This window comes from Aliiroseovarius marinus, from assembly GCF_004360145.1.
In the GTDB taxonomy this organism is placed as follows: Bacteria; Pseudomonadota; Alphaproteobacteria; order Rhodobacterales; family Rhodobacteraceae; genus Aliiroseovarius; species Aliiroseovarius marinus.
Window position 1 is genome coordinate 171,425 of sequence record NZ_ML178716.1, and the last position, 24,475, is coordinate 195,899.

The window sequence follows — 24,475 nt, forward strand, 5'->3', positions numbered from 1 at the left end:
GGCCACGGGGTCACCTCATATGGGGAATTGTTCGCGATGGCGCTGTCTAACGGCTTCGGGCCTGTCGGGCAATGCCTCAGATGACTTGCTGCCCTGCAACTATTGCATGGCGTGGCGGCAATGCGCGCGATAGGCTGCGGCCAAAGCAGAACAGGAGGCAGGCATGGACACGCATATTGGGATCATCGGTGGGTCGGGCATCTATCAGATGGACGGGCTGGAAGACGCGCGTTGGGTGGATGTGGACAGCCCTTGGGGCGCACCGTCGGACCAGATCCTGACGGGCCGTTTGAACGGCGTCGCCATGTCCTTTCTGCCGCGTCACGGACGGGGGCATGTGCATTCCCCGTCGGATGTGCCGTACCGTGCGAATATCGATGCGCTGAAACGGCTGGGCGTCACGGATGTGATCAGCGTCTCGGCCTGCGGGTCGTTTCGCGAAGAAATGGCGCCGGGCGATTTTGTCGTTGTAGATCAATTCATTGACCGCACATTCGCACGATCAAAAAGCTTCTTCGGATCGGGCTGCGTGGCCCATGTGGGCTTTGCCCATCCCACCTGCCCGCGCCTGTCTGCGGCCTGCGTAGACGCCGCCCGCGCGGCGGGGGTCACCGTGCATGAGGGCGGAACCTATCTGGCGATGGAGGGGCCTCAGTTCTCGACACTGGCGGAAAGCCGGATGTATCGCGACCAGTGGGGGGCGCATGTAATCGGCATGACCAACATGCCCGAGGCCAAGCTCGCCCGCGAGGCCGAGCTCTGCTACGCCTCGGTCGCGATGGTGACGGATTACGACTGCTGGCACCCGGACCATGACGAGGTCGACGTGGCACAGGTGATTGCGACGCTGACCGGCAATGGCGACAAAGCCAAACGGATGGTGGCAGGACTGCCCGCACTGTTGGGCGCAGATCGTGCCCCCTGCCCCCATGGCTGCGACCGCGCTCTGGACATGGCGATCATGACCGCCCCCGAAAAACGTGATCCCGCGCTTCTGGAAAAGCTGGACGCGATTGCGGGTCGGGTGCTGTGAACCGTCTGAACGGCGTCGACATTGCGCGATACCTTGCGTTCGTCGGCATGGTTCTGGTGAACTTCCGTCTGGCCGCCGAGGTCAGCGGAGGCTCGGATATCGGGTCGCTGATCACCGACAATTTGGAGGGCCGCGCCGCAGCCCTGTTCGTTGTGTTGGCAGGTGTTGGGGCCAGCCTTGGAAAACCTGCGTGGCACCTGACCCTTCGCCGAGCGCTTTTCCTGTTCGTCGTCGGCATGCTGAACATGCTGATCTTCGAAGCCGACATCCTGCATTTCTATGCGCTCTATTTCATTGTCGCGATGGCGTTCATGCGCCGGTCAAACAACAGCCTTCTATTGGGCGTCGCAGGCTTCATCCTCGTCGGGTTCGTGGCACAGCTGATGCTGGATTTCGACCGAGGTTGGAACTGGGCCATGCTTTCCTACCACGACTTCTGGACGATCGAGGGCTTCCTGCGTCACTCTCTGTTCAACGGCTGGCATCCGGTCTTTCCGTGGGCGGCGTTCCTGCTGTGGGGCATGTGGTTGGGGCGACTGAAGCTTAGCCGTTGGACGGTTCAGATCGGCATGGTACTTGGCGGCGCGCTGGTAGCTGTCGCGGCCCATCAAGCCAGTGCGGCCCTGATCCACGATCCTGAGATTGGGGCCCTGATGAGCACCGAGCCGGTTCCGGCGGGGCCGCTCTATATGCTGGCGAGCGGAGCCACTGCCGTGGCAATCTTGGGTGCTGTGCTGCTCATCACGCCGGTCTTGCTGGCTTTGCCCATCTTTCGGCGCCTGTGCGATGCGATGATCGTCGCCGGTCGCCAGACCCTGACCCACTATGTCGCGCATATCCTGATCGGCATGGGCACGCTCGAGGCGCTGGGACGGCTCGACGGGTCGCTCCAGCCGATGCAGATTTTCTGGATCTCGATCACCTATTGCGCATTTGCCGCGTTGTTCAGTTGGCTGTGGTCGCATAAGTTCAAACGCGGGCCGCTCGAGGCCATCATGCGTCTGATCACAGAGGGAAAAACATGAAATCCGTCAAAGACTATATCCGCACCATCGTGGACTTCCCGCATGAAGGGATTTTGTTTCGCGATGTGACCACTCTGTTCGCCGATCCGCGCGGGTTTCGCATGGCGGTGGACCAGATGCTGCACCCTTATGCCGGGATGCAGATCGACAAGGTCGTTGGGCTTGAGGCGCGCGGTTTCATTCTGGGCGGCGCGATTGCGCACCAGTTGACGCTGGGGTTCGTGCCGATCCGCAAAAAGGGCAAACTGCCCGGCGCCACCCTGTCGGAAGCCTATACGCTGGAATATGGCGAGGCTGTGATGGAGATCCATGACGACGCCATTCAGCCGGGCGAGAAAGTGCTGCTGGTCGATGACCTGCTGGCCACCGGCGGCACGGCCGAGGCTGGGATCAAACTGATCGAACGACTGGGCGGCGAGATCGTAGGCTGTTCCTTCATCGTCGACCTTCCGGAACTGGGCGGGCGCAAGAAGCTGGAAGAGCTTGGCATGGGCGTCGATGTTTTGTGCGAATTCGAAGGGTTGTGAACCCTCGCTTAACCATTCGCCCCTAAAGCTGTTCCTGCCCGGTCGGAGCCCGGGCGCTGCTTGAGCACGTGACTATAGTGCAACGCCCCGCTTACCCGGCGGGGCGTTTTCATTGCTGCTGGTGGCTCACGATGTGAGCCTGAGGGGCGTTGCCCCCGCGCCTTTGGCGCTCCCCCAAGGTATTTCTGGCAAGTGGAAGGGGAGAGGTTTCAATCAGGTGGAAAGAACACGCCGGGATTCATGATCCCGTTTGGATCGAGCGTCTGTTTGATTGCACGCATGGCAGCCAGGCGGGCGGGATCTGCGTAGCGGGCAAGCACGTCGGTTTTCAGGCGACCTACGCCGTGCTCGGCGCTGAAGGATCCGTCGTGTTCAGCCACCAGATCATAGACCGCGGCGCGAATGGCATCGCGTTGGGACAGATAGGCAGCTTTGTCTTCGCCCGCTGGCGGGAAGACGTTGTAGTGCAAATTGCCGTCGCCCAGATGCCCGAACGCATTTACGCGGAACGGGCCGAGGGCGGCGAGGGCATCATCTGCGCGCCTCAGGAAAGCCGGGATATCCGACAGAGGCAGTGAAATGTCATGCGAGTTAATGGCCCCTACCGCTTTGTTCGCCAAGGGTATTTCCTCGCGCAACTTCCACAGGGCAGCGCGTTGGGATTGGGATTGTGCGATAACGCCTTCGGACACCAAGTCTGCCCCTTGAGCCGCCTCAAAGAGTGTTAGAAGCGCGGCCTCTGGGTCGTCTGACGGGCCAAGGCCCAGATCGATCAGAACGGACCACGCGGGCGGTTTGGCAAAGGGTTGCGGCCCGCCAAGACCGGCTTCGGTCAGGAACTCCAACCCGGTGCCCTTGATCAACTCGAATGCGCTGATCCCCTGCCCCAGTTGGGATTGCGCCAGTGCCAGAAGGTCCAAAGCGGCGGATGGGTCGCGCACACACAGAAGCGCGGTGCCGGTGCGTGCGGGACGCGGGAACAAGCGCAGACTGGCGGCGGTGATCACGCCCAACGTGCCCTCTGCCCCGCACAGAAGCGCGCGCAGATCGTATCCGGTGTTGTCCTTGCGCAGCCGCTTCAGACCGTGATGGATGGTGCCGTCGGGCAGCACGGCCTCGATCCCCAGACACAATTCGCGCGCGGTGCCGTAGCGCAGCACATTCACGCCGCCCGCATTGGTCGACAGGCAGCCGCCAATGCGGCACGAGCCTTCCGACGCCAGAGACAGCGGGAACAAACGATCAACACCCTCGGCGGCGGATTGAACATCCGCCAAGATGGCCCCGGCTTCGGCGACCAACACGTTCTCGGTCGGATGGACGGCGCGGATGCGGGTCATACGTTCAAGGCTCAGAATCACCGGGCGGTCGTCCTGCATCACCTGCCCACCCACCAGCCCGGTGCCGCCGCCAAAGGGCACGACGGGGACGCGGACGTCGTTGCAGAGGCGCAGGATGGTGGACACCTCATCGACCGAGCCGGGGGCCAAAAGCAATCCGCCGGCACCTTGGAACATCCCGCGTGGTTCTTCCAAATAGGCCGGGGTCAGGGGGCGGAAGGCTGCGTCCGGCAGGGACGCACGCAATTTCGCTTCGATGGCTGCATCGACAGATCTCACGTCACGCTCCCTAATTTGTGGTTCACAGACAGATCACCAAGCGCGGCTTAGCCCACGTGTGTGCGCCCGCGCCGGTCCGATCTGAGGTTGGCATAGAGCACATGATTGCGCCAGCGCCCGTTGATCTGAAGATAGCTTTGCGCCACGCCTTCGTATTTATAGCCGACCTTTTCCAGCACCCCGCGCGAGGCGGCGTTTTCTGGCAGACACCCGGCTTCGAGCCGCGACAGATCCAATTCGTTGAAGGCGTAGTGCACCAGCGCCTCGAGCCCTTCGCGCATATAGCCCTGCCGCGCAAAGCGTTCGCCGATCCAATATCCTGTGGTCCCTGCCTGCGACGGCCCGCGGCGGATGTTGTCCAGTGTCAGCGCACCCAGCAACACGTCGTCCTGACGCCGAAACATGAAAAGTGGAAGCGCAGTGCCGCTTGTGACCGAACGATTGGCCCAATAAACGCGATTTGTGAAACTTTTACGGGTCAGGTGATCGGCCGCCCATGTCGGTTCCCAAGGTGTCAGGAAGTCCCGGCTGGCGACCCGAAGGGCGGCCCATGCGCGATAGTCGCCATGCATGGGCGGGCGCATGGTCATCCGTTCGGTTTCGATCCGAACCTTCTTGGGCCGCGCGAACATCAGGCAGCGCGCCTTTCCATCAGAGCCTCCAACGGCTCGGCCTTGTCTGCCGGGCCATAGACCGCCATCGCCATGGCGCTGTTCGTTAAAGACGCTCCGAAATCACGCAGGTCTTGCAGGGTGACGGCCTCGATCTTCTCGACCGTATCGGCCAGCGTTGGCACGTAACCCCAGATCCCGACCAGACGCGCCATACGCTCGGCGCGGGCCGACGGGCTTTCGAGCCCCATCAGAAGGCCGGCCTTCATCTGGGTCCGCGCGCGCTCCAGCTCGCGATCAGACATGTCACTGGCGGCGCGTTTCATCTCGTCAATGCAGAGCCCCGACAGGGCGGCGATGTCATCGCCCGACGTACCCGCATAGACGGTCATCATGCCGGTATCGTCATAAGACCCGACCTGCGAGAAGATCGAATAGCACAGCCCACGTTTCTCGCGCACTTCTTGGAACAGGCGCGAGGACATGCCGCCGCCAAGGGCCGAGCTGAAGAGCTGTGCGGCATAAAACCCGTCATCGCGATACGAGGGTGCTTCGAAGCCCAGCGTGAAATGGACCTGTTCCAGCGTGTTGTTGACCTCGACCCGCGCACCAGAGGTCCAGCGGGCGGTGTCCGGCACCAGCACGGGGCGTGGGGCCAGCGCGCCGAACGCGGCTTCGGCAAGGCGCAGGATTTCGTCGTGGTTCACCGCGCCAGCGGCCGACAGGATTAGCTGTTCAGGGCCATAGTGTTGCCCGACAAAGCCCGACAGGTCACCGCGGCCAAAGGACTTCACGCGCTCGGACGGGCCAAGGATGGTGCGCCCGATGGGCTGGTCGGGAAATGCGGCTTCTTGCAGCCAGTCAAAAACCACATCGTCGGGCGTATCCAGCGCTTGCCCAATTTCCTGCAGGATCACACCGCGTTCGGTCTCGATCTCGCCCGTGTCAAAAACCGGGTTCAGCACGATGTCCGAAATCACATCGAGCCCAAGCGCCACGTCGTCTTTCAACACACGCACGTAGTATGCTGTCACTTCGCGCGAGGTATAGGCGTTGATATAGCCACCCACGCCCTCGATCGCCTCGGCAATCTCAAGCGCGTTGCGCTTTTCGGTGCCCTTGAACGCCATGTGCTCAAGGAAATGCGCGATGCCGTTCTGGGCCTGCGTTTCGTGACGGCCACCCGCCATGACCCACACGCCGAGTGAGGCGCTTTCCAGCCCCGGCATGTGCTCGGTCACGACGCGTACGCCGTTGGACAGGCGATCCAGACGCACGCTCATTCAGCGGCAGCCTTGCGTTCTATGATCAGCGTTTTCAGCGCGTCCAGATCGTTGGCCACGCGGGTCACACGCTCGTCGCGGTCAAACAGGTCAGCCATGCGCGGCGGCAGGGGCGCGTCTTGACCGCAGGCGTCTTTCACAGCGGCCGGAAATTTCGCCGGGTGTGCAGTGGCCAGCGTGATCATCGGGCTGTCGTCCAGATGCTCTTCGGCCACTTTCACGCCAACAGCCGAGTGCGGGCAGAGGACTTCGCCGGTGGTGGCAAAGCTGGTCTTGATCTGCGCCATGGTTTCGTCTTCCGAGGCACGGCCCGAGGTAAACTGTTCACGCAGAAACTCCATCGCGCCTTGGCTGATCGAGAACCCGCCGTCTTTCAGATCATCCATCTGACCGGCGACAGCCGCGCCGTCACGGCCATAGGCGTCAAACAGTGCGCGTTCAAAGTTCGAAGACACCTGAATGTCCATCGACGGGCTGATCGAGGGCGTGACGCCCGCTTTGGTATAGGCGCCCGTCTCCATCGTGCGGTGCAGGATGTCGTTTTGGTTGGTGGCGATCACCAGCTGGTCGATGGGCAGGCCCATCTTCTTGGCGATATAGCCCGCGAAGATGTCACCGAAGTTGCCCGTCGGAACGGTGAAGCTGATCTTGCGATGCGGCGCGCCCAGCGAGACTGCGGACGAGAAGTAATATACCACCTGCGCCAGAACGCGCGCCCAGTTGATCGAGTTCACGCCCGCTAGCTTCACACCATCACGGAAGTCGAAATCGTTGAACATATCCTTCAGTCGGGCTTGGCAATCGTCGAAGTCTCCGTCCACGGCCAGCGCATGCACGTTGCTTTCCGACGGCGTGGTCATCTGACGGCGTTGCACCTCGGATACGCGGCCATGCGGGAACAGGATGAACACGTCGACCGCGTCCAGACCCTTGAAGGCTTCGATGGCGGCAGAGCCGGTGTCGCCCGAGGTAGCGCCCACGATGGTCACCTTCTCGCCACGGCGGCTGAGCGCCACTTGGAACAGCTGACCAATCAGCTGCATCGCGAAGTCTTTGAAGGCCAATGTTGGGCCGTGGAACAGCTCCAGCAGGAAATGGTTCGGACCCAGCTGCACCAAGGGCGCGCGGGCGTCGTGGCCGAAACCTGCATAAGCCTTGGCGATAATGTCTTTAAACTCTTCGTCGGTGAAGGTGTCGCCCACGAAGGGGCGCATCACGCGAAAGGCGATCTCCTCATAGGACAGACCAGCCAGCGCGGCGATTTCGTCTTTCGACATGGTCGGCACAGTTTCAGGCACATAGAGGCCACCATCACGGGCAAGGCCGGTCAGCATGGCATCTTCAAAGCTGAGAACAGGTGCGTCGCCGCGGGTCGAGATATAGCGCATCGAAAGTGAGTCCTTCAGGTGTTTCGGCGTTTCTTACGCCATAGCAGGGCAAGTGTCATCACCGACCATGTGAGCGCCAGCAAAAACCACGTGCCTGCATACTCAAGGTGGCGGTTGGGGACGCCCTCGGAGGTGACGGGCAGCGGCAGAACGCGGGGCTCGGCTGGGGTCATCTGACGGGTGATCACCAACAGTGGCTGCGTGTCCAAAGTGTCGGCCATTTGCTGCAGATCGCGGGCAAACCACGTATTGCCTGCAACGTCATTGTCGGGGGTCGAGCTACGGCGGTCATCAGGCCAATGCAGGTTGCCTTCGATCTGGACCGGACCGTCTGGTACCGGCGGCATCTCGTCCGCCACGCGGATAAAGCCGCGGTCGATCAGGATCGCACCCTGATCAGTCAACAAAGGCGAGATCAGGCGATAACCTGCGCCGGCCTGTTTGGTCGAGACCAGCACGCGCAGAGTACCGTCGCCAAATGTGCCGCTGACCACGACGGGCAGATACGTATCACGCTCCTTGTCGGGCCCTTCCGGCAGCGGCACCGGTTCGGCGGCAATGCGCGCGTCGATTTCCGCCAGTACGCCCTCTTTCCATTTCAGACGCTGCACCTGCCATGTGCCCAGCCCGATGAACAGGGCCAGCACGGCAAGGGACAGGATGATGGTGATGGCGTGGCGCATGGCAGGGATCCGAAAAAAGAAAGGCGCGAGGGTTTCCCCTCGCGCCCTTGATTAGGACTAATCGCAGGTCAGGTTCAACCGCCCCAAACGTAGACAGCGGCGAACAGGAACAGCCATACAACGTCAACGAAGTGCCAGTACCAAGCGGCGGCCTCGAAGCCGACGTGGCTTTCCGGGGTGAAGTGACCCTTCATCGCGCGCAGCAGGCAGATGAACAGGAAGATGGTGCCGACGATCACGTGGAAGCCGTGGAAGCCGGTGGCCATAAAGAAGTTGGCGCCATAGATGTTGCCCGAGAAGTCAAAGGCAGCGTGGCTGTATTCGTAGGCCTGGAAGATGGTGAAGATCACACCCAGGATCACGGCCAGAGCCAGACCCCAAACCAGATCTTTACGGTTGTTTTCATGAGCGATGGCGTGGTGTGCCCAGGTTACGGCACAGCCCGACAAGAGCAGGATCAGGGTGTTGATCAGCGGCAGGTGCCAGGGGTCAAACGTCTCGATCCCAACCGGCGGCCATACACCATCAATCTTCGGCGAGCCTTCGGTCATCGGGTACATGGCGTGCTTGAAGAAGCTCCAGAACCACGCAACGAAGAACATCACTTCGGACATGATGAACAGGATCACGCCATAGCGCAGGCCGATTTTCACAACCGAGGTGTGGTCGCCGGTTTCGCCTTCATGCACAACGTCCGACCACCAGGCGAACATGACATAAAGGACGCCGGCCAGACCGATGAAGAACAGCCAAGGCGAGCTGTTTGCCATCCACTGGACGGCGCCAAACAGCATGACGAAGCCGGCAACGGCACCCAAGAAGGGGTTCACCGAAGGCGGCAGAATATGATAATCGTGGTTCTTTGCGTGTGCCATAAGCGTCTAGTCCCTGTTCTTCTGGCGTCAGTTTTGCACAACCGTCTGAGGTGCGTCTAGCGAAGCGACCTCTTCCGGCAATTCGGTTTCGTGGAACGTGTAGGACAACGTGATCGCGTTCACGTATTTGCCTTCAGCGTCCTCGATCAATTCGGGGTCCACGTAGAAGGTGACCGGCATGGTCACGCGTTCTCCGGGTTGCAGCACCTGCTGTTCAAAGCAGAAGCAGTCAATCTTGGTGAAAAAGCCACCCGCAGCGAAGGGCGCCACGTTGTAGCTGGCGGTGCCGGCGACGGGGCGGTCGGTCGGGTTGTAGGCTTCATAGAAGGCCAAACCGGTTTCACCCAGTCGGATCTCCATCTCGCGCTGGACGGGCTTGAACTCCCACGGCATGCCGCGCTCTTTTGAGGCGTCGAAGCGGACCAGCACGGTGCGGTCCAGCACAACGTCGGATGCGGTTTCAGCCACACCTGTGACACCGCCAAAGCCGGTCACGCGGCAGAACCAGTCATAGAACGGAACCGAGGCCCAGCTGAGCGATCCCATCAGAAGGACCACGCCAACGGCCTTTGCCGCGGTTTTCTGAGGCTTCGTCAAGCTCATTGGCTGGCCTCCGACGCGGCTTCCGGTTGATACAGCTCTCCGACTTTTGCCACGGTCAGGCCGTAGACAAGGGCAACAAAGCCAACCAGAACAAGGCCCAACCCGATATTGCGGGAAAAGCGGCGCTTGTGCATTTCGTGTTCTGCTTTGATCACCATTAGCCCCAGCCCCCCAGACCGAAGGGTTTCAGCGAAGCTTCAACCAACAGCGCACCATAGTGCAGGAACAGGTAGGCCAGTGACAGCTTGAACAGACCGCGTTCAGCCTTGTGGCTGTCAGCTTCGCTGTCCGCGTCAGTGCGGCGGAATACATCCCACGCGCCTTTGATGAACATAGCGTTCAGAACCAGCGCGATCACCATATAGGTAGGACCACCGACCGAGGTCAGGCCCAACGCGATGGCCACAGCGGCCAGTGCAAATGTGTAGCCAAGAATATGGTTGCGGGTGGCTTTGCGGCCGTGGGTCACGGTCAGCATAGGCACGCCAGCATTGGCATAGTCACCCTTAGTGAACAGAGCCAGCGCCCAGAAATGGGGCGGAGTCCATGCGAAGGTCAAAGCGAACATCAGAACGCTTTCGATCGAGATCCCACCCGTGGCAACAGCCCAGCCGATCATCGGAGGGAACGCGCCCGCCGCGCCACCGATCACGATGTTCTGCGGGGTCCAGCGTTTCAGCCACATCGTATAGATCACGACATAGAAGAAGATGGTGAAGGCCAGCAGGGCTGCGGCCATCAGGTTGGCAGCCAGTCCCAGCATCACAACGGCCATGACCGACAGGGTAATGCCGATGGCGAACGCCTCGCCTTCCTCGACCTTGCCCGATGGGATCGGACGGGTCAGGGTGCGCTTCATCTTGCGGTCGATATCCGCGTCCCACCACATGTTCAAAGCGCCCGAGGCGCCTCCGCCCACGGCGATGAACAGGATCGAGGCAAGACCAACGATGGGGTTCACACCAACCGGCGCGACCAGCAGCCCAACAAGGGCGGTGAACACCACCAGCGACATAACGCGCGGCTTCAACAGCGCGAAATAATCGCCAAACCCGGCCTCGCCGGTTTCGGTCTTGGTGGTCTGGATGCTGGCGTCAGTCATGATGTTTTGGCGCTCTGGCTAGGGTCTTTTTGGTAAGAAACCGCCCCCGGAAGGGCGGCTTGTGGGAAGGGGTCGCCCCCTTCCGTCTGATCAGTTTGCCGATGCGACCTGAATGGCAGGTGCGGTGGTCGCGTCGCCTGCATATTCTTCGATCGCGCCTTTCAGCCAAGCTTCGTACTCGGCTTCGGTCACGGCTTTCACAGTGATCGGCATATAAGCGTGGTCCTTGCCGCACAGTTCCGAACACTGGCCGAAGTAGATGCCTTCCTTGCCGGGCTCAACTTCGAACCACAGCTCGGCCAGACGACCGGGAACAGCGTCCTGCTTTACACCAAAGGCCGGGATGGTCCACGAGTGGATCACGTCAGCAGCAGTCACCTGCATCACAACTTTCTTGCCGGTGGGCACAACAACAGCGGTGTCGGTGGCCAGCAGATAGTCGCTCTGCTCGTATCCGTGGTCTTCCAGGGCCGATTTATCCAGAAGGAAGCTGTCGAAGCCGAACTCGTGCTCGGGATATTCGTAACCCCAGTACCACTGGTACCCGGTGACCTTGATCACAACGTCACCTTTGGGGATGACCTGCTGCTGGAACAGAACCGGCAGCGAGAAGGCGCCGATGAAGACCAGGATCACAACGGGGATCAGGGTCCATGCGATTTCAATCGGGGTGTTGTGCGAGAAGGTCGCGGGCTCGGGGTTAGCGCGGCGGTTGTGGCGCACGATCACCCACAGCAGCAGCGCGGTCACGAACAGCGAGATGGCGATGATGATCACGTTGATCAGACCGTCCAGCCACTGCGCATTTTCAGCGATGTTGGTTGCTGCAGGTTGGAACCCGATTGCACCGTCGACCGGCTTACCGAGCACTTCGAGGTTTTCCTGAGCCGAGGCGATACCCGCCGTCATCATAGCCGTTGCAGTGGCGAAAAGGCTGCTGAAACGCATCATATTCGTCTTTCTCTTCCCTATGCGGCGCGGCCCGACACCGGTGATTTCCGGTTCAAGCTGCTGCGCGCTCATGCCTCTCCCGCACACGGGGCGCGGGAATCCCTTGTTTCTCATTGGTGTGAAACCATATTAGAAAGCTGGGAACAAGGAAAAACCTTCGCAAGTTAACGAACAACGTCGCGTTTAGCGCAAACTAAAGGCCCCCCATGACCGACACCACCGCATTTCGCCCGTTCGAGACCCTGATTGGTCAGGATGAGGCCCAAAAGATTCTGGCGCAGACCACACAAGGCGCCGATGACGGCGAATTGTTTCTGGAACGGATGCGGTCCGAGGCCTTGGTCTTTGACGACGGCCGCCTGCGCAATGCCAGCTATGACGCGTCCGAGGGCTTTGGCCTGCGCGCTGTGAACGGCGAAACCACCGGCTACGCCCACTCGACCGAGATCAGCGAGGCGGCGTTGAAACGTGCGGCCTCGACCGTTGCCTTGGCGGTGGGCGATGGTGGCGGCACATGGGCCGATGCCCCTGCCCGCACCAACCGCAAGCTCTATACAGATGCCGACCCGATGGCAGATGCGGGCTTTGGCCTGAAGGTCGAAACCCTGCGCGAGATCGACGCCTTCACCCGCGACCTTGATTCGCGCGTTGTGCAGGTCTCGGCCACCATCGCGGCATCTCTGCAAGAGGTGCATATCCTGCGCCCGGACGGTCAGTTGGTGTCGGACACGCGTCCGATGACACGGCTGAACGTGTCTGTGATTGTTGAAAAAGACGGGCGACGCGAAAGCGGTTCGGCAGGCGGCGGCGGACGTGCCGGACTGACCGGCCTGATGGACCCGCAACACTGGCAAAGCACCGCGCGCGAGGCGTTGCGGATTGCCTTGGTAAACCTCGACGCGGTGCCTGCGCCTGCGGGTGTGATGGACGTGGTTCTGGGCAACGGTTGGCCCGGCATTCTGCTGCACGAGGCGGTGGGCCACGGGTTGGAGGGTGACTTCAACCGCAAGGGCACCTCGGCCTTCTCCGGCCTTGTGGGCCAACAGGTTGCGGCAAAAGGCGTCACCGTCGTGGATGATGGCACCCTGCCCGACCGCCGCGGTTCGATCAGCGTGGATGACGAAGGCACGCCCTCGGGCCGGACCACCCTGATCGAAGACGGTGTGTTGGTCGGCTATATGCAAGACCGCCAGAACGCCCGCCTGATGGGTGTGCCCGCCACTGGCAACGGACGTCGCCAAAGCTATGCGCATGCGCCCATGCCCCGCATGACCAACACCATTATGGAGGGCGGCACCGCCACGCCAGAAGAGGTGTTGGGCGAGCTGAAAGACGGCATCTATGCGGTCGGCTTCGGTGGCGGTCAGGTCGACATCACCAACGGCAAATTCGTGTTCAGCTGCACCGAGGCCTACCGCGTCGAAGGCGGCAAGGTTGGTGCGCCCGTGAAAGGCGCCACCCTGATCGGTGACGGTCCCCAAGCGATGAAACAAATCCGCGCGATTGGGAATGACATGGCTCTGGATCCCGGCGTCGGCACCTGCGGCAAGGCCGGGCAATCGGTCCCTGTTGGGGTCGGGCAGCCGTCTTTGTTGATTGGCGGTCTGACGGTCGGGGGTTCGGCAGCCTAAAGGTCTTTTTTTCCCAGTCCAAACGCGGGTGGACACCCTATTCTATGGCGATTCACCCGCCGTTAACCAATTTCCCTGCATGCTGATCCGGCAAAAGACGGAATCACGTATGACCAAGGACCTTTTCCAACCTCTTCACCCCATTCCCTCACCCAGGACAGAGGATGAGGCCGTCTTGTGGATCCGTCTTTTGCGCTCGCGCCGCGTCGGCGTCTCAACCTTTTTCAGGCTTCTGGGCGAACATGGCTCGGCAGAGGCCGCGCTGGACGCCCTGCCCGAGGTCGCGAAGGCCGCGGGCGTGAAGGATTATACCTCCTGCCCTGAAGACGTTGCCGAAGACGAATACCGTCGGGCGCAGATGGCTGGCGCCAAGATGATCTGTTGGGGCAGTGACGCCTATCCGGCGCTATTGTCCGAAATCTCGGACCCGCCCCCGTTTTTCTGGGCGATGGGCGACATCACCCTGTTGCACAGCCCCATTATCGCGTTGATCGGCGCGCGCAATGCGTCCTCGATCGGGACGCGCATGGCCCGCAAACTGGCGACTGAACTGGGCGAAGCGGGGTTCACCGTCATTTCGGGCCTCGCGCGTGGGATTGATACGGTCGCCCACGAAGCCGCCCTGAAATCCGGCAAGACCATCGCCGTGATGGCTGGCGGTGTGGACGTCATCTATCCAAAAGAAAACACCGATCTGGCCGAGGACATCGCCCGCGACGGGCTGAGGATCTCGGAAATGCCGCCGGGTGTCACCCCACAAGCGCGGCACTTCCCGCGCCGCAACAGGCTGATCTCGGGACTGGCGCGTGCTGTGGTCGTGGTCGAAGCCGCAGCGAAATCCGGGTCGCTTCTGACCGCCCGCAACGCGCTGGATCAAGGGCGCGATGTGCTGGCTGTACCGGGCCACCCGTTCGACGCCCGCGCCTATGGCTGCAACATGCTGATCCGGGACGGCGCGGCACTGGTGCGCAACGCGGCCGATGTGATCGAGGCAATAGGTCCGGCGGAATCACCGGCGTCGACTGACGCGAAATCACGCGTAAATGACGCTTCTGCTGCCACATCCAAGGCCGGAACCCGCGATAAAAGGACATTGGCGGAAACCGCCAAACTACACGGTCAGATTCTGTCCAGACTGGGATCTTGCCCCTTGGCCGAGGATCAGTTGATCCGCGACATCGGTCAATCACACGGTCTGGGCTCGCAACAGATTCTGCCGGAATTGGTGAATCTCGAGCTTGAGGGACGCATCACGCGCCAAGCAGGGGGGCTTCTGTCGAAGCCCTCATAAGCCTATTTGGAAGATTGGTAATATCTTTTTACCAATTTAGCGCTAAACCTTACCCAATCGTTACAAAAACTATTGCGCTGCAATGCGGCACGCCCTACGACTCCTGCAATTCCACGAACGGGACAAGGGGACCACTGATGCGCGACTTTCAGAAAATCCTGATCGCCAACCGCGGCGAGATTGCAATCCGCGTGATGCGGGCGGCGAACGAGATGGGCAAAAAGACCGTTGCGGTCTATGCCGAAGAGGACAAGCTGGGCCTGCACCGCTTTAAGGCGGACGAAGCATACCGGATCGGCGAAGGTATGGGGCCCGTGGCGGCTTACCTGTCGATTGACGAAATCATCCGGGTGGCCAAGGAAAGCGGCGCGGATGCGATCCACCCGGGCTATGGCCTTTTGTCGGAAAACCCCGACTTCGTAGATGCCTGTGCGGCCAACGGCATCACCTTCATCGGCCCCAAAGCGGAAACCATGCGCGCACTGGGCGACAAGGCCTCGGCCCGTAAGGTTGCGATTGCAGCCGGTGTTCCGGTCATTCCGGCCACCGAAGTGCTGGGTGATGACATGGAGGCTATCAAGTCGGAAGCGGCCGAGATCGGCTATCCCCTGATGCTGAAAGCCAGCTGGGGCGGCGGCGGACGCGGCATGCGCCCGATCTTTGGCGAGGGCGAGGTTGAAGAAAAAGTTCTGGAAGGCCGCCGCGAAGCGGAAGCCGCCTTTGGCAACGGCGAGGGCTATCTGGAAAAGATGATCACCCGCGCCCGTCACGTCGAGGTGCAGATCCTGGGCGACAGCCACGGCAATATCTATCACCTCTATGAGCGTGACTGCTCGGTCCAGCGCCGCAACCAGAAAGTGGTCGAACGCGCGCCCGCGCCGTACCTGTCGGAAGCCCAGCGGGAAGAGCTGTGCGAGCTTGGCCGCAAGATCTGTAACCACGTGAACTATGAATGCGCGGGCACGGTCGAATTCCTGATGGATATGGAATCGGGCAAGTTCTACTTCATCGAGGTAAACCCCCGCGTGCAGGTCGAGCACACCGTGACCGAGGAAGTCACCGGCATCGACATCGTGCAGGCGCAGATCCTGATCGCCGAAGGCAAATCGCTGGCCGAGGCCACCGGCAAAGCCAGCCAGTATGACATCCGTCTGAACGGCCACGCGCTACAAACCCGTGTGACCACGGAAGATCCGCAGAACAACTTCATCCCGGATTATGGCCGTATCACGGCCTATCGCTCGGCCACCGGCATGGGCATCCGTCTGGATGGCGGCACGGCCTATGCAGGCGGTGTCATCACGCGTTACTACGATTCGCTACTGACCAAGGTGACGGCCTGGGCACAGACGCCCGAAAAGGCGATCGCCCGTATGGACCGCGCCCTGCGTGAGTTCCGTGTGCGCGGTGTGTCGACCAACATTGCGTTTGTCGAGAACCTGCTGAAGCACCCGACCTTCCTGAACAACCAGTACACCACCAAGTTCATCGACGAGACGCCAGAGCTGTTCAAGTTCTCGAAACGTCGTGACCGCGGCACCAAGGTTCTGACCTATATTGCGGACATCACCGTGAACGGGCACCCGGAAACCGCAGATCGCCCGGCCCCGCCCGCCGATCTGAAGGCGCCGAAGCCCCCTGCTCTGCGCGCGGATCCGGCTGCTGGCACCCGCACCCTGCTTGAGGCCGAAGGTCCGCAGGCGGTTGCCGATTGGATGAAGGCGCAGAAACAGCTTCTGATCACCGACACCACGATGCGTGACGGACACCAGTCGCTTCTGGCAACCCGCATGCGCTCGATCGATATGATCAAGGTGGCCCCCGCATACGCCGCAAACCTGCCGCAGCTATTCTCGGTCGAATGCTGGGGCGGCGCGACCTTCGATGTTGCGTACCGCTTCTTGCAGGAATGCCCGTGGCAGCGCCTGCGCGACCTGCGCAACGCGATGCCGAACGTGATGACGCAAATGCTGCTGCGCGCCTCGAACGGGGTGGGATACACCAACTACCCGGACAACGTCGTGCAAGAATTCGTGCGTCAGGCAGCTGAATCGGGTGTCGACGTGTTCCGCGTGTTCGACTCGCTCAACTGGGTCGAAAACATGCGCGTCGCGATGGATGCCGTGGTCGAAGCTGGCAAGGTCTGCGAAGGCACGGTCTGCTATACCGGCGACATCCTGAACCCGGATCGCTCGAAATATGACCTGAAGTACTATGTCGGCATGGCGAAAGAGCTGGAGGCCGCAGGTGCCCATGTTCTGGGTCTGAAAGACATGGCAGGTCTGCTGAAACCCGCCGCAGCCCGCGTGCTGGTGAAAGCGCTGAAGGAAGAAGTCGGCCTGCCGATCCACTTCCACACGCACGACACCTCGGGCATTGCAGGTGCGACCATCCTGTCTGCTGCCGATGCGGGCGTGGACGCAGTGGACGCGGCGATGGACGCGTTCAGTGGCGGCACATCGCAAGCCTGTCTGGGCTCGGTCGTTGAGGCCCTGCGCAACACCGACCGCGACACCGGGCTGGACATTGGTGCGATCCGTGAGATCTCGAACTATTGGGAAGGCGTACGCCACCAATATGCCGCTTTCGAAAGCGGGTTGGAGGCACCTGCATCCGAGGTTTACCTGCACGAGATGCCCGGTGGCCAGTTCACCAACCTGAAGGCGCAAGCGCGCTCGCTTGGTCTGGAAGAGAAATGGCCGGACGTGGCGCAAAGCTATGCGGATGTGAACCAGATGTTTGGCGACATCGTGAAAGTGACGCCGTCGTCCAAAGTTGTCGGCGACATGGCCCTGATGATGGTCAGCCAAGGTCTGACCCGCGACGAGGTCGAGGATCCCAAGACTGACGTGGCCTTCCCGGATTCGGTGGTCGACATGATGCGCGGCAATCTGGGTCAACCGCCCGGCGGCTTCCCGAACAGCATCATCAAGAAGGTTCTGAAGGACGAGAAGCCAAATCTGGAGCGTCCCGGCAAGCATCTGGAGCCTGTAGACCTTGAAGCCACGCGCGCAGAACTGTCGAAAGAGCTGGAAGGCTTTAAAGTGGATGACGAGGATCTGAACGGCTACCTGATGTATCCCAAGGTCTTCCTGGACTACATGGGCCGCCACCGCCAATACGGCCCGGTGCGTACCCTGCCAACCAAGACTTTCTTCTATGGCATGGAGCCGGGCGAAGAGATCTCGGCCGAGATCGATCCGGGCAAGACGTTGGAAATCCGTCTGCAAGCCTTGGGTGAAACCGACGAGAACGGCGAAGTGAAGGTGTTCTTTGAATTGAACGGCCAACCGCGCACCATCCGCGTGCCGAACCGTCTTGTGAAGTCGTCGACCCAAGCCCGCCCAAAGGCCGAGGATGGCAACCACAACCACGTAGGCGCCCCGATGCCGGGCGTTGTGGCCTCGGTCGCCGTGGCGGCTGGTCAGCAGGTGAAAGAAGGCGATCTGCTTCTGACCATCGAAGCGATGAAGATGGAAACCGGCATCCACGCCGAACGCGACGCGGTGGTCACTGCCCTGCACGTTCAGGCCGGCGGTCAGATTGATGCGAAGGACCTACTGGTCGAGCTGGAGTGACAGCTACGGACATGAACACGAAAACGGCCGCCCATCAGGCGGCCGTTTTTCATTTGGCAGCAGAGAATTAGGCGTCAGCCTAAAAAGCACTCTCGCGGCTTTGCCGCGCCTTGATCTGACAATGATTGTGATGGTTATGCGCGTCACGGTGGTTGGCCTCGTGACAGGTTGGGCACAAAGCGACGGGCGTCAGAACACGCTCACCGCCCCCCAGACAGGCCATATATTCGTCACCACAGACTTCTAGGCTTTCTCCGCGTGCTGCCAATTCAGCAGACGTCACACCACAGCATTCGCACTGCCTCAGCGACAGCGCTTCACGGCGTTCACGCTCGGTGACCACCCTCTGATAATTGCAAGCTTCTAGTTTCAAAACACACCCTCCCCAGGATGATTCTGAGCCCCACGCTCCTTCTTCTTTATTATATAAGTAAGAATCGTGCGTTTTTTAGGTCAAATCTTTGTGTGTGCTATGACGCACCCCCGCACATCCCGCTTCGCGGCAAAAAAAACTGAGATTTCGCGCTTTTCCTCTTGCAGCCCGCGCCCGTATTTCTTATTTCACGCCTCACCGAAGGAAGCGGGCGTAGCTCAGGGGTAGAGCATAACCTTGCCAAGGTTAGGGTCGGGCGTTCGAATCGCCTCGCCCGCTCCAANNNATGGACCAAATCCCGAAAATTGATGGATATCTGCCAGACACGCACATCACGTGCGTCTGGCTGCACGCATTCAGCGCATCGCATTGGCGTTTCCAAAAACGAAGGGGACGCGCAATGCGCGTCCCCTTTACCCCAGTTCATCCTTCCCCTCAGAGGACGATGGGTTTCAGGCGCTTAAAGATTGGCGCCCGGCAAGCTCGTGAATCATCGACTGGATCTGCGCACGGATTTTCTCATCCGTGATCGAGGACAGAGCCTGAGCCGCTTTGGCGGTCCGCTCGTCCAGTGCTTCGCGTTGCGGCACACCCGCACGCGGCAATCCTTCGAAGAAGTAAGCTGGTTCAACATCAAGAAGCTGAGCGATCTCGAACATCTTGCTGGCCGATACCCGGTTATAGCCGGTTTCGTATTTTTGTAGCTGCTGGAACGATAGTCCCAGTTTCTCGGCTACATTAACTTGCGTCATGCCACGCAGCAGGCGCACTTCGCGAATTTTCTTTCCCACATGAACATCTACCGGATGTACCATTTTTTCACCACATAATTGTTTCCCGCTAAGGGAGAATGGCATCAAACGATATGAAACCCAACTGGTGAGGGATGAACAATCATGTAACATTTTTGATTGCATGATGTATGATTTATGTTACCAAACCTAGTTAGGCCCTTTTTTACAAGGGTTTTGCGATCGCCCGTTTGGCAGGTGCGGTGAAGTGTTTCACCCGCGTGCACAATCCGTTTACAGCCAAAGGAGCAGAGATGACCCATCGCGATGCACCTGCACTGCTCTACGAGATGTTGAGGTCTTTCGCCTCATTGGCGCAAACCTTGAACCTTTCCAAAACAGTCAAGAATCTTGGAAGCACCCGTCAAACAGTCCGACGGCACATCGCCCATCTTGAAGAGTATATGGGCAATCCGCTGTTCTCGTTCGACAACCGGCAATACAAGCTGACCAAGACCGGCGAGAATGCCTTGAAAGAGGCCGAAGAGCTTTTGGCACGGGGCGAAGCGTGGCTGAATAACGAAAGCAGACACGTGCATGGGTTGCACTACTTGGCCCTTGAGGCAGGGAAGATTCCCTACTTCCTGCAACAGCATCCTTTGACCGCTTTGTGGGACAACTCCTCGGACCTTTTGAAATTTGGATTTCACTGCTGGGCGCAGTCCGAGGGCGAGTTGGAAAGCCCAGATTTCGCCAACTTGCGTCCTTATTTGATGGTCTTCAGATACAACCAGCAAAACGGAGATTGGATTTGTACTGAAGTGGGCGAGAAATCGTCATTTGCGACGTGGTTTGGGTGGGAAAAGTACAGGTCTGCCGTTGGCCGCAGCGCCGTCAACCTGCCCACTGACAAAGGGTACAGCTATCTGCTCACGCAGTCCTTCCACGATGTGGCCAGCACGCGCAGCGTCAGACTTGATCATATTCATACCCACATGCCCTATGGGCCAGAGGATACGCCGACGCCAATCTCGTATCACCGACTTGTCATGGCCTGTCGATATGCGGACGGCGATCTGGCATTGGCGACGTTGATTGACCGCACTCTGAACGTCCAGATCCTGGACCTTCCCGACGACATGCGTCTGGCGATGCCGCCAGAGCTGGCGATGGATGTAAAACCACCTTTCTGATACCTGCACTTCGAACGCTGTGTCTATTTCGCGCCATATTGTTGACAGTTTTCAACAGTGACGCGTTCATTCGACAAATCATGGTGAACGCGCGAAACTTGGTCATAACCACTAAAAAAAGAGGTTCAGATGACCATTCACGATACATTCGCCGGGGCGCAGTACATTACGCGCATGCTGGACATCATTGCAGAGAAGGGTGTGATGATCGAAATCGGGACAGATTTCGACCTTTACGCGAGCTATATCGCTGAACACCGGACCAAGCTTCCCCTAGGTTTGGCGTTCGACCCTAAGGTCCAGAAACTGACCGAGGACACAGGATTCTGGATCGCGGGCTGGGACAACGAGGGGAAGATGATGCACTCGCAGGCGATGCGCATGATCGACATGTCTGACACTTACCTGTCAGACTATCTTAGCGAGAATTTTCAAAGGTTTGCACCACCTGGATACACTCTGGACATGAGCCGCAGCATCTATCGCGCGGGCCCCGGTGCAAAGCGGATTACCGGCCGGATTTGCTATCACGGAGACCTGTGGGTCGAAAGCAGCGACCGCTATCGCGGCACCGGGCTTCCCGGCATTTTGGCGCGATTCGCGCTGGCCACCAGTCTGCTGCGCTGGTCGCCCGATCATGTGTTCGGTTTCATGGCCCAACATCACGCCTTCCGTGGCCTCGCCGAGCGCGAAGGATATATGCACTGTGAACCCGGCGCGCTGGAATTACACACGCGCGAGTTGAATACAGTGATTCGCGGCTTCCTGACCTATATGTCCCGCGAAGACCTGAACTTCCTGATGGAAATCTGCCCGCGCGAGTTCGTGATGTCTCAGGCGGCATAAACACGCGCGGACGGGATTTCCCGTCCGGTGCATCTGACCGGATTTGGGGCGCGCAGACCACAGCGCCCCTTTTCGTTCCGTTTGCTGTCTTTTCGCCGCCGCCCCGCCCCCCTATAAGGGGCGCAGGTAATAAAAGGACATGCCATGCGGCGCGCTACGATCACTCGCAAAACCGCTGAAACCGCAATCTCGGTCGAGCTGAACCTCGACGGGACCGGTCAGTATGACAACCAGACCGGCGTGGGCTTCTTTGATCACATGCTGGATCAGCTGTCGCGCCACTCGCTGATCGACATGACGATCCGCGCCGAAGGGGATCTGCATATCGACGATCACCACACGGTCGAAGACACCGGCATTGCGATTGGGCAAGCGCTGGTCGCAGCGCTTGGCGACAAGAAGGGCATCCGGCGCTATGGCGAATGCCACCTGCCGATGGATGACGCGCAGGTGCGTGCGGCTCTGGATCTGTCGGCCCGCCCATTTCTGATTTGGAATGTCGAGTTCGCCGCGCCCAAAATCGGCACGTTTGACACCGAACTGGTGCGCGAGTTCTTTCAGGCACTGGCGACCCACGGCGGCATCACGCTGCATATCGACCAGATCCACGGCTTCAACGCCCACCACGTGGCCGAAGCCGCGTTCAAGGCTGTGGCCCGCGCGCTGCGCATCGCTGTTGAAACCGATCCGCGCAAGGCGGACGCCATCCCCTCGACCAAGGGTGCGCTCTGACGCGCACCTGACCGGAGACCTATTATGCTGACCGTGATCATCGACTATGACAGCGGCAACCTGCACTCGGCCGAAAAAGCGTTTCAGCGCATGGCGGCCGAAACGAACGCCGGCGACGTGATCGTATCCACCAAGCCCGAGGACGTCTCTCGCGCTGACCGTCTGGTCCTGCCCGGTGACGGCGCCTTCCCGGCCTGCCGTCAACAGCTGTCCGACCACCGCGGTATCTATGAAGCGCTAGAAGAGGCCGTGATCACCCAAGGCCGCCCCTTCATGGGCATCTGCGTCGGCATGCAAATGCTGGCGACGGTCAGCCACGAATACCAAGACACGGACGGCTTTGACTGGATCAAAGGCCATGTGCGCAAGATCACCCCGGCTGACCCGGCGCTGAAGGTGCCGCATATGGGCTGGAACGATCTGGTGATCGACAGCGACCACCCGGTACTGGACGGCGTAAAAACCGGCGACCACGCCTATTTCGTGCACTCGTATCACTTCGTCGTGGACAACCCGGACGAGCGTCTGGCCCATTGTGACTATGCAGGCGACATCACCGCCATCGTAGGGCGGGACAACATGATCGGCATGCAGTTCCATCCGGAAAAAAGCCAAGCCGCAGGGCTGCGGATGATTGCGAACTTCCTGACCTGGACACCGTAAACAAGAAAGGGCGCCGCATCGGGCGCCCTTATAGTTTAAAGTCCCAGCGGTTACTGAACCTTGGTCCATGTCTGCTTCTTGCAGATCGGCCCCACACAGCCCGCCACTTTCAAGGTCGTCCCCGACAGCGTCATCTTCGACTTATAAACCTTACCAGTCGAGGGCTGCCAAATCTTGCCACCGGAATACTTACCGCTGCCATTTGCATTCATATCCCAGACCAGCTGCTTGCCGATATTCTCGGACTGGTATTCGCCCGACGCATTGAACGTGCGCGAGATCACACCACACAACGCCGCCCCACATTGCGAGAAGGTGACATGCGCATAGGCCCCGTCATCCACCTGCGTTTTCCACACACCCAGCACCGGTTCAGCCACGGCCGGTCCGGCCAGCCCAACCGCAAGCGCCACTGCTGCAATCACTCGTTTCATAGGATCCTCCCTGTTTTGCGGATATCCTGCCGCCCCCGGCAGCGCTGTGGCAAGTATGACGTGGCGGGAGGTCGCGCTTGGCTTTCCGCGTGGTCCGTGCAAAAAGCAGCGCAACCGACAGCTTAACGGAGCACCTGCCATGATCCTCTATCCTGCCATCGACCTGAAAGACGGCCAATGCGTGCGCTTGCTGCGCGGCGAGATGGAAGAAGCAACCGTGTTCAATGACAACCCGGCGGCTCAGGCGCGCGCGTTCCAAGACGCTGGCTGCGAGTGGATCCATCTGGTTGACCTGAACGGCGCGTTTGCAGGCGAGCCGGTGAACGGGGCCGCTGTCGAGGCCATCTTGGGTGCCATCGACGTCCCCGCCCAGCTGGGTGGCGGCATCCGTGACATGGCCACCATCGAACGCTGGATCGACAAGGGCCTGAGCCGCGTGATCCTTGGCACCGTCGCCGTAGAAAACCCCGATCTGGTCCGCGAAGCCGCCCGCGCGTTCCCCGGCAAGGTCGCCGTCGGCATCGACGCCCGTGACGGCCGCGTCGCCACCAAAGGCTGGGCCGAGGAAACCGACGTCATGGTCACCGATCTTGCCAAGTCGTTTGAGGACGCAGGCGTCTGCGCCATCATCTATACCGACATCAACCGCGACGGCGCGATGCAAGGCCCGAACACCGAAGCGACGGCTGATCTGGCCCGCGCAGTTTCGATCCCCGTGATCGCCTCTGGCGGCGTCAGCTCGCTGGACGATCTACGCGCACTGAAATCCTGCGGTGCGTCCCTGAACGGCGCCATCTCGGGCCGCGCGCTCTATGACGGCGCGATTGATTTGAAAGAGGCGCTGGACGTCCTGAAAGGGTGACGAACCGGCCAGTATACACAAGACACTCTTACCCGGGCTTGCGATCAATCAAGGTCACTTAGGCCAATTTGCTCTAAAATCGTGCCATGACCCAACCCACCGATCCGCTTGCCCGCAAGGGGATTTCCCCGGCTACGAAATGGCGCATCAAACGCCGCCTCGCTTTTGCGTTGATGATAATTGGCGCCTTTCCGATCGTGCTTCTTCTGCTTGGGCTTGTACTGGGGGTCATCTCTCTGTGCGGTTTTGACAATGGCCCCGCGTATTGCAGCGATATTAACCACCCTGCGGTAATGATCCCGACCATGTTTGTAATGTCGGGTATGTATGGGATCTTCACGCTGCCGATACTGGTTGCCGGAGGTATCTGGTGGCGCCGGCTGGGACATCGCCATCCTGTGGACTGATCCCATTTCCCATTGAGATTGACCGCGTTTCCGG

The 24,475-nt window shown here is 60.2% G+C and carries 24 protein-coding genes and 1 tRNA gene; 13 read left to right on the plus strand and 12 right to left on the minus strand.

What is annotated here, in order from left to right; genetic code table 11:
* The first annotated feature begins 163 nt into the window (after positions 1 to 163).
* Genes EOL43_RS08220 through EOL43_RS08230 form a run of 3 tightly spaced genes read left to right on the plus strand, consistent with a single transcriptional unit; the run spans position 164 to position 2,585 of the window.
* A complete protein-coding gene (locus EOL43_RS08220; RefSeq protein WP_133487400.1) occupies positions 164 to 1,033 on the plus strand; it encodes an S-methyl-5'-thioadenosine phosphorylase in 870 nt (289 codons plus the stop codon).
* Entirely contained in the window at positions 1,030 to 2,058 is a 1,029-nt protein-coding gene (locus EOL43_RS08225) for a DUF418 domain-containing protein (protein ID WP_133487402.1), read from the plus strand. The genes EOL43_RS08220 and EOL43_RS08225 overlap by 4 nt, the downstream gene beginning before the upstream one ends.
* Complete coding sequence (locus EOL43_RS08230; protein ID WP_133487404.1) at positions 2,055 to 2,585, plus strand: adenine phosphoribosyltransferase; 531 nt, start codon at positions 2,055 to 2,057, stop codon at positions 2,583 to 2,585. The genes EOL43_RS08225 and EOL43_RS08230 overlap by 4 nt, the downstream gene beginning before the upstream one ends.
* 209 nt (positions 2,586 to 2,794) lie before the next feature.
* Here the strand turns inward: EOL43_RS08230 and EOL43_RS08235 are convergent, their stop codons facing one another.
* The 10 genes from EOL43_RS08235 to coxB form a co-directional block, all read right to left on the minus strand.
* Positions 2,795 to 4,204: an FAD-binding oxidoreductase gene (locus EOL43_RS08235; RefSeq protein WP_240686498.1), complete on the minus strand. Its 1,410-nt coding sequence runs from the start codon at positions 4,202 to 4,204 to the stop codon at positions 2,795 to 2,797.
* Between the two features lie 47 nt (positions 4,205 to 4,251).
* A complete protein-coding gene (locus tag EOL43_RS08240; protein WP_133487406.1) occupies positions 4,252 to 4,836 on the minus strand; it encodes a GNAT family N-acetyltransferase in 585 nt (194 codons plus the stop codon).
* Positions 4,836 to 6,098 carry a M16 family metallopeptidase gene (locus EOL43_RS08245; protein WP_133487408.1) on the minus strand — a complete coding sequence of 421 codons (1,263 nt, stop codon included), beginning with the start codon at positions 6,096 to 6,098 and terminating at the stop codon, positions 4,836 to 4,838. The genes EOL43_RS08240 and EOL43_RS08245 overlap by 1 nt, the downstream gene beginning before the upstream one ends.
* Entirely contained in the window at positions 6,095 to 7,486 is a 1,392-nt protein-coding gene (gene thrC, locus EOL43_RS08250; RefSeq protein ID WP_133487410.1) for a threonine synthase, read from the minus strand. The genes EOL43_RS08245 and thrC overlap by 4 nt, the downstream gene beginning before the upstream one ends.
* Positions 7,487 to 7,500: 14 nt before the next feature.
* Positions 7,501 to 8,169 carry an SURF1 family protein gene (locus tag EOL43_RS08255; RefSeq protein WP_133487412.1) on the minus strand — a complete coding sequence of 223 codons (669 nt, stop codon included), beginning with the start codon at positions 8,167 to 8,169 and terminating at the stop codon, positions 7,501 to 7,503.
* A gap of 74 nt (positions 8,170 to 8,243) precedes the next feature.
* Positions 8,244 to 9,044: a cytochrome c oxidase subunit 3 gene (locus EOL43_RS08260; protein WP_133487414.1), complete on the minus strand. Its 801-nt coding sequence runs from the start codon at positions 9,042 to 9,044 to the stop codon at positions 8,244 to 8,246.
* 27 nt (positions 9,045 to 9,071) lie between these two features.
* Positions 9,072 to 9,647: a cytochrome c oxidase assembly protein gene (locus EOL43_RS08265; RefSeq protein ID WP_133487416.1), complete on the minus strand. Its 576-nt coding sequence runs from the start codon at positions 9,645 to 9,647 to the stop codon at positions 9,072 to 9,074.
* Positions 9,644 to 9,805 (minus strand): hypothetical protein, encoded by a 162-nt coding sequence (locus EOL43_RS15345; protein WP_166636218.1) that lies wholly within the window; start codon positions 9,803 to 9,805, stop codon positions 9,644 to 9,646. Before EOL43_RS15345 ends, EOL43_RS08265 begins: the two co-directional genes overlap by 4 nt.
* Complete coding sequence (gene cyoE / locus EOL43_RS08270) at positions 9,805 to 10,749, minus strand: heme o synthase (protein WP_133487418.1); 945 nt, start codon at positions 10,747 to 10,749, stop codon at positions 9,805 to 9,807. Before cyoE ends, EOL43_RS15345 begins: the two co-directional genes overlap by 1 nt.
* A gap of 90 nt (positions 10,750 to 10,839) precedes the next feature.
* Positions 10,840 to 11,700, minus strand: a complete 861-nt coding sequence (gene coxB, locus EOL43_RS08275) for a cytochrome c oxidase subunit II (RefSeq protein WP_133487420.1) — start codon at positions 11,698 to 11,700, stop codon at positions 10,840 to 10,842.
* Between the two features lie 206 nt (positions 11,701 to 11,906).
* Between coxB and tldD the strand changes: the two genes are divergently transcribed.
* From tldD to EOL43_RS08295, 4 genes are all read left to right on the plus strand, one after another.
* Positions 11,907 to 13,331, plus strand: coding sequence for a metalloprotease TldD (gene tldD / locus EOL43_RS08280; protein ID WP_133487422.1), 1,425 nt, complete (start codon positions 11,907 to 11,909; stop codon positions 13,329 to 13,331).
* A gap of 109 nt (positions 13,332 to 13,440) precedes the next feature.
* Entirely contained in the window at positions 13,441 to 14,622 is a 1,182-nt protein-coding gene (gene dprA, locus EOL43_RS08285; RefSeq protein WP_133487424.1) for a DNA-processing protein DprA, read from the plus strand.
* Between the two features lie 137 nt (positions 14,623 to 14,759).
* A complete protein-coding gene (locus EOL43_RS08290) occupies positions 14,760 to 18,200 on the plus strand; it encodes a pyruvate carboxylase (protein ID WP_133487426.1) in 3,441 nt (1,146 codons plus the stop codon).
* Positions 18,201 to 18,780: 580 nt separating this feature from the next.
* Positions 18,781 to 18,855: transfer RNA gene (locus EOL43_RS08295), tRNA-Gly, on the plus strand.
* Positions 18,856 to 19,025: 170 nt separating this feature from the next.
* Here EOL43_RS08295 and EOL43_RS08300 read toward each other — a convergent pair.
* Entirely contained in the window at positions 19,026 to 19,490 is a 465-nt protein-coding gene (locus tag EOL43_RS08300; protein WP_240686500.1) for a helix-turn-helix domain-containing protein, read from the minus strand.
* Positions 19,491 to 19,555: 65 nt separating this feature from the next.
* On the opposite strand from EOL43_RS08300, the gene EOL43_RS08305 reads away from it, so the two are divergent.
* The 4 genes from EOL43_RS08305 (at position 19,556) to hisH (ending at position 22,738) form a co-directional block, all read left to right on the plus strand.
* Entirely contained in the window at positions 19,556 to 20,497 is a 942-nt protein-coding gene (locus EOL43_RS08305) for a LysR family transcriptional regulator (protein WP_133487428.1), read from the plus strand.
* A gap of 129 nt (positions 20,498 to 20,626) precedes the next feature.
* Entirely contained in the window at positions 20,627 to 21,343 is a 717-nt protein-coding gene (locus EOL43_RS08310) for a hypothetical protein (RefSeq protein WP_133487430.1), read from the plus strand.
* Between the two features lie 144 nt (positions 21,344 to 21,487).
* Positions 21,488 to 22,075 (plus strand): imidazoleglycerol-phosphate dehydratase HisB, encoded by a 588-nt coding sequence (gene hisB, locus EOL43_RS08315; RefSeq protein WP_133487432.1) that lies wholly within the window; start codon positions 21,488 to 21,490, stop codon positions 22,073 to 22,075.
* Positions 22,076 to 22,099: 24 nt separating this feature from the next.
* Positions 22,100 to 22,738 carry an imidazole glycerol phosphate synthase subunit HisH gene (gene hisH, locus EOL43_RS08320; RefSeq protein ID WP_133487434.1) on the plus strand — a complete coding sequence of 213 codons (639 nt, stop codon included), beginning with the start codon at positions 22,100 to 22,102 and terminating at the stop codon, positions 22,736 to 22,738.
* Between the two features lie 50 nt (positions 22,739 to 22,788).
* On the opposite strand, the gene EOL43_RS08325 is transcribed toward hisH, so the two are convergent.
* On the minus strand, positions 22,789 to 23,172 hold the full coding sequence (locus tag EOL43_RS08325; protein ID WP_133487436.1) for a DUF2147 domain-containing protein: 384 nt from the start codon (positions 23,170 to 23,172) through the stop codon (positions 22,789 to 22,791).
* Positions 23,173 to 23,311: 139 nt separating this feature from the next.
* On the opposite strand from EOL43_RS08325, the gene hisA reads away from it, so the two are divergent.
* Positions 23,312 to 24,034, plus strand: a complete 723-nt coding sequence (gene hisA / locus EOL43_RS08330) for a 1-(5-phosphoribosyl)-5-[(5-phosphoribosylamino)methylideneamino]imidazole-4-carboxamide isomerase (RefSeq protein ID WP_133487438.1) — start codon at positions 23,312 to 23,314, stop codon at positions 24,032 to 24,034.
* 86 nt (positions 24,035 to 24,120) lie between these two features.
* Positions 24,121 to 24,441, plus strand: coding sequence for a hypothetical protein (locus tag EOL43_RS08335; protein WP_133487440.1), 321 nt, complete (start codon positions 24,121 to 24,123; stop codon positions 24,439 to 24,441).
* Positions 24,442 to 24,475 lie beyond the last annotated feature (34 nt).